The 5,314-nt window shown below is 57.7% G+C and carries 6 protein-coding genes and 1 pseudogene; all 7 read left to right on the top strand.

What is annotated here, in order from left to right:
* Positions 1-460 (top strand): energy-coupling factor transporter transmembrane component T family protein (locus tag IKE44_RS01270; protein ID WP_287464780.1); only part of this gene is annotated, 460 nt, incomplete at its 5' end.
* Positions 457-1,296 carry an energy-coupling factor ABC transporter ATP-binding protein gene (locus IKE44_RS01265; protein ID WP_033016974.1) on the top strand — a complete coding sequence of 280 codons (840 nt, stop codon included), beginning with the start codon at positions 457-459 and terminating at the stop codon, positions 1,294-1,296. The genes IKE44_RS01270 and IKE44_RS01265, both read left to right, overlap by 4 nt.
* Before the next feature lie 21 nt (positions 1,297-1,317).
* Positions 1,318-2,639 (top strand): annotated as a pseudogene (cobJ, locus tag IKE44_RS01260) (precorrin-3B C(17)-methyltransferase); the annotation flags it as partial.
* A 5-nt stretch (positions 2,640-2,644) separates the two neighbouring features.
* Positions 2,645-3,469 carry a sirohydrochlorin chelatase gene (locus IKE44_RS01255; protein ID WP_033016971.1) on the top strand — a complete coding sequence of 275 codons (825 nt, stop codon included), beginning with the start codon at positions 2,645-2,647 and terminating at the stop codon, positions 3,467-3,469.
* 22 nt (positions 3,470-3,491) lie between these two features.
* Positions 3,492-4,268 carry a precorrin-6A reductase gene (cobK, locus tag IKE44_RS01250; protein WP_049624533.1) on the top strand — a complete coding sequence of 259 codons (777 nt, stop codon included), beginning with the start codon at positions 3,492-3,494 and terminating at the stop codon, positions 4,266-4,268.
* 56 nt (positions 4,269-4,324) lie between these two features.
* Positions 4,325-4,972 carry a precorrin-8X methylmutase gene (locus IKE44_RS01245; RefSeq protein WP_049624532.1) on the top strand — a complete coding sequence of 216 codons (648 nt, stop codon included), beginning with the start codon at positions 4,325-4,327 and terminating at the stop codon, positions 4,970-4,972.
* Between the two features lie 6 nt (positions 4,973-4,978).
* A partial coding sequence (locus IKE44_RS01240) for a cobalt-precorrin-5B (C(1))-methyltransferase (RefSeq protein ID WP_287464777.1) occupies positions 4,979-5,314 on the top strand: 336 nt, incomplete at its 3' end.

Here is a 5,314-nt window from a genome sequence, read left to right as displayed (position 1 = left end):
TCAAATAACTTTCATCGACAGCCAGCTGCAGCCGGCTGCAAAGCTCGCCGTCCGCTCCCTTGCCGCCTGGTCGTGCTTGTTTTTCCTTCTCATTACGACGCCGGCGCCGGACTTGATTGCGGTGCTGAGGCGAATGCGGCTGCCGGCGGCGCTCGTGGAACTTTGCTTTCTTATGTATCGCTTTATCTTTTTGCTCGAGCAGGCGGCCGCAGAGCTGATGCTGGCGTTGCGGGCCCGCAGCGGGGGAACGCATTGGCGGCATGGCGGGATGCTGATGTACCAACTATGGATGAAAACGTGGCAGTCATATGAAGCGTTCAGCCGTTCGCTTGCGGCGCGTGGAGGCGTCGCGTCGGCTGGGCATACGCATCAGCGGGAAAAAGCGCATGTGCCTCTTGTCGATGTTGCGGCCGGCATCATCATGGCCTTGCTGCTTGGGTGGGCATGGCGGAAAGGGTGAAAACGTTGCTGCTGCGAATGGAACGAGTGAAATACGCTTATCAAGCAGAACGGTACGTGCTGAATGGGATTGATTGGGAAATTCCAGAGCGAAAAAAATGCGCCTTGATCGGGCCAAACGGCTGCGGCAAAACGACGTTGTTTCTTCATTTGAACGGGCTGCTGCGGGCGCAGGAAGGAGCGGTGTATTGGAAAGGGCGCAACATGTATGAACGCGGCGCTGATTGGACGCAATGGCGGCGTGAAGTCGGCATCGTCTTTCAAAACCCGGAGCATCAAATCCTCGCCCCGCTCGTGCGTGATGAATTGGCGATCAGCTTAGTCCATGCCGGAATCGATCGAGAAAAAATGAGGGAGGCGCTTGCCGCGATTACGGCGGAATACCACCTTCAATCTTGGCTGGACCGCCCGACCCATCAATTCAGTCTCGGACAGAAAAAATGGCTGACGCTCTGCTGTACGATGGCGGCCAAGCCGGACTTGCTCGTATTGGACGAACCGACCGCCTATTTGGATCAGCATCAGACAAAGCAGTTTCTCAAACAAATTGACGCCATTCACCAGGCGGGGACGACTGTGTTGATCGCCACCCATGACATGGATTTCGTCTGGCAGTGGGCGGATGTCGTCGCAGTCATGCACGAAGGACGGATCGTGATGCAAGGGGCGCCCGAAGACGTATTCGCCGACCGCCAGCGGCTGTTGGACATTCGCTTGGATGTTCCGCTGTTCGTGCGGCTTTGGCAAGCATGGCGGCCAGAGGAAAAGATCGTCCCCGATGTGTTGCGCCGTGAAAGGGACATGAGCGGCGAATGGAGTGTGAAAAATGGGTGCTAGTCGGCAAAAGGAGGGATCATGATGAGCGGCAAATTGCTCATTGTCGGCTTCGGCCCGGGAAGCGTCGACCATATGACGAAACGGGCTCGGGAAGCGATTGAAGAAAGCGACGTCATCATCGGCTACAAAACGTACATCGAACTTGTGCGCGATCTCATTGCTGGAAAAGAGATCATTAGCACGGGCATGACCGAAGAAGTGAGCCGCGCCCAAGCGGCGGTGAAGTGGGCCGAGCGCGGCAAAACGGTTGCCGTCATCTCCAGCGGCGACGCCGGGTTGTACGGCATGGCGGGGCTCGTGTATGAAGTGTTGATCGAAAAAGGGTGGACGAAAGCGAGTCCGATTGAAGTCGAAGTCATCCCCGGCATTTCCGCGATTCATTCGTGCGCGGCGCTGCTTGGCGCCCCGATTATGCACGATGCCTGTACGATCAGTTTGAGCGATCATTTGACGCCGTGGGAGCTGATTGAAAAGCGGATTGACGCCGCGGCGGCGGCCGATTTTGTCATCGCGCTGTACAACCCGAAAAGCGGGCGGCGCACTCGGCAGATTGTGGAGGCGCAGCGCATCCTGCTTCGCCACCGGTCTCCGGAGACCCCGGTCGGTCTGGTAAAAAGCGCGTATCGCGAGCGTCAGCATATCGTCCTCACCGACTTGGCGCATATGCTGGACCATGAAATCGGCATGTTGACGACGGTCATTATCGGCAACTCGACGACTTTTGTTTACGATGGGCTCATGATCACGCCGCGCGGCTACCAGCGCAAATACCAGTTGACTGCCGCCGTCCAGCCGCTCAAGCCGCATGAGCGGCTGCGCAAAGAGGCGGAGCCATGGGCGCTCGACCAGACGAAGCCGCTGAGAGAGCCGGACGAAGAAAACGGAGAAGCGTTTCGGCGTTTGCCGCGGCTGCCTCCGCTTTCGGCGACGAGAAAGACCGCGGTTTTGCCGCCGTAGCGGTTTTGCCGCCGGCTGTGGACGCGGCCGCGAAGGAAGCTGGATTGGCGCCGGCAGCTTCCGCTTTTCCGCTGCCGGAAGAGCCATTCGTCCAAACGGAAAACCGGCCGTCATCCGCTCTGTTGCATCGGGTGAGAGAAACAGCGGAGGACGCGCTTGTAGCATTGGAAAGAAGAACGACAAAGAAGGCGTCCGCCGTGCTGTTCGAAGCGGCAGTGAGCCCAGGGGTGGCCAACAAGCAGTTTACTCCGGAGCAGCTCATCGCGCTTGCCGAAGCGGTCGGACCGGACGGGAAAATGACGTACACGCCGGATCATTATATCAAAATCGAGCGGGTGACAGAGAATCCAAAAGGGTTTGTCGATCGGCTCGCTGCTGTCGGACTGCGAATATGAGAGCCATTTTGTTTGTCGGCCATGGAAGCCGCGACCCGGAAGGAAATGAGCAAGTACAGCAGTTTGTCGACCGCCTGCGGCCGCGTCTTTCTGCTTCTTTCCATGTTGAAACGAGTTTTCTAGAGTTTGGCCGTCCGTCGATCAGCGAAGGGATCGCGCGGTGCGTTGAGGCCGGAGCGGCGGAAGTGGCGGTCATTCCGCTCATTTTATTGCCGGCTGGGCATTCGAAGCTGCACATCCCGGCGGAAATCGATGAGGCGAAAGCGCGCTATCCGCACATCATGTTTCGATATGGACGGCCGATCGGCGTCCATGAGCAGACATTTGCTATTTTGCGCGAACGATTGCAAGAAATCGGCGAGCGGCCGGAGCAGCCAGACGACGGCACAGCGGTCATTTTGCTCGGCCGCGGCGGGAGCGACCCGGACGCGAACAGCGACTTGTATAAAATCGCCCGCTTGTTTTGGGAACAAACGGGCTATGCGCTCATCGAGCCGGCGTTTATGGGGGTGACGACGCCGTCGCTTGATGACGCCGTCCGCCGCTGTCTCATGCTTGGGGCGAAGCGGATCGTCGTTTTGCCGTATTTTTTGTTCACCGGTGTGCTCATCAAGCGGCTTGAACAGCAAGTGGCGCAATACCGCCTCGATCACCCGCACGTCTCATTTGCGCTGGCCGATTATGTCGGTTTTCATCCGAAACTGATCGATATCGTGCTTGACCGCCTGCAAGAAGTGCTCGATCAAACGGTGGCGATGAATTGCGACATCTGTCAATACCGGCTGCACGTTTCTCACCATCATCATCACCATCATCACTAAAAAACAAAAAGGGGGAGCGCTGATGATTTTGATGTTGGCAGGGACGAGCGATGCCCGCGAATTGGCGGTGATGATCCAACAAGCTGGCTATTCGGTCACGGCGACGGTCGTCACCGATCACGCGGCCGAACAGCTTCGGTCATCCGGCATTCGCGCCTATGTCGGCCGCTTGGATGCGTCCCAGCTTGCCGATTTGGCCAAAGCCGAGGGAGCCAAAGCGATTGTCGATGCGAGCCATCCATTTGCGGAGGAGGCGTCGAAAAACGCCATGCAAGCGTCGGCCGCTGCCGAATTGCCGTACATCCGCTATGAGCGGCAGGCGTCTTCGCTTTCATCCGAGAAGGTGACATTTGTCGATAGCTATGAAGAAGCCGCCGAGCTGGCGGCGGAAAAAGGCGGCGTCGTGATGCTGACGACCGGCAGCAAAACGCTCGACATTTTCGCCGCCAAACTGCTCAATCGCCCAAACGTGAAGGTGATCGCCCGGATGCTCCCGAGAAAAGACAATTTGGACAAATGCGAGCGGCTCGGGTTTTCGCAAGAGCAGATCGTCATGATGCAGGGGCCGTTTACGAAAGAGCTCGATCGGGCGCTATACCGCCATTTTGGCGTCACGGTCGTCGTCACGAAAGAAAGCGGCAAAGTCGGGTTGGTCGATGAGAAAATCGCTGCCGCCGAGGAGCTCGGCATTGATGTCATCGTCATCCGCCGCCCGCGGCTGTCATACGGCATCGTGCATCACGATTTTGCCGGCGTGCTTGAGTCGTTGAAGCAGCATGCGCCGCTTCCGGCCGTGTAAAGAATGGGATTCTAGTGGCCGCTCATGCAAGCGATCATGAAGAAAGGAGAATTGTCATGGACTTCCATACAACATTTCGTCCGGCGACGGTGCAGCCGGAACAAATTGAAGCGCGCAGCTTTCAAATCATTGATGAAGAGATCGGCGAGCATTCATTTACAGAAGAACAATACCGAATCGTTCAGCGCGTCATCCATACATCGGCTGATTTTGAGCTTGGCAAAAGTCTTCTTTTCCACCCGGATGCGATTCGCTCAGGCATTGATGCCATCCGCAGCGGCAAGCTCGTCGTCGCCGATGTGCAAATGGTGCAAGCCGGCGTCAATCAAGCGCGGTTGGCGAAGTTCGGCAGCGCGGTGCGTGTCTATATTTCTGATGAAGACGTGATCGCGGAAGCGAAACGGCTGAATACGACGAGGGCGATCGTGGCGATGCGCAAAGCGGTGAAAGAAGCGGAAGGCGGCATTTTCGCCATTGGCAACGCACCGACTGCGCTGTTGGAGCTCATTCGTCTCATCAAAGAAGGAGAAGCGCGGCCGGGATTGGTGATCGGCTTGCCGGTCGGATTCGTCTCGGCGGCGGAATCGAAAGAAGAATTGGCGAAGCTCGATGTGCCGTTCATCACCAACCGCGGCCGCAAAGGAGGAAGCACCGTGACCGTCGCTGCCTTGAATGCGTTATCGCTGCTCGCCGAGCGAGCGTGACGAACGATGGAAACGAAAAAAACGCTGCGTGAAGGATATACGACCGGATCGTGCGCGGCAGCGGCAACGAAAGCCGCGCTCACAGCCCTCATCACTGGCCAAGTGCAGACAGACGCGACGATTCGCCTTCCGATCGGGCGGGTCGTCACCTTTTCACTTGCCTCTTGTTCGTTCGAAGGTGAAACGGCGACTGCAGCTGTGGTGAAAGACGGCGGCGATGATCCGGATGCGACGCACGGCGCGCTCATCGTTTCCACTGTCTCATGGGCTTCGTCGCCGGGCGTTCATATTGACGGCGGAGAAGGGGTCGGGCGTGTCACCAAACCCGGCTTGCCGGTTCCG

The organism is Geobacillus sp. (assembly GCF_017515625.1).
In the GTDB taxonomy this organism is placed as follows: Bacteria; Bacillota; Bacilli; order Bacillales; family Anoxybacillaceae; genus Geobacillus; species Geobacillus stearothermophilus.
This window is presented reverse-complemented; position numbering and strand designations above follow the sequence as displayed.

Coding starts and splice junctions, on each gene's coding strand:
- IKE44_RS01245 (WP_049624532.1), top strand. CDS start 4,325: ATGGACTTCCATACAACATTTCGTCCGGCGACGGTGCAGCCGGAACAA.
- IKE44_RS01255 (WP_033016971.1), top strand. CDS start 2,645: ATGAGAGCCATTTTGTTTGTCGGCCATGGAAGCCGCGACCCGGAAGGA.
- cobK (WP_049624533.1), top strand. CDS start 3,492: ATGATTTTGATGTTGGCAGGGACGAGCGATGCCCGCGAATTGGCGGTG.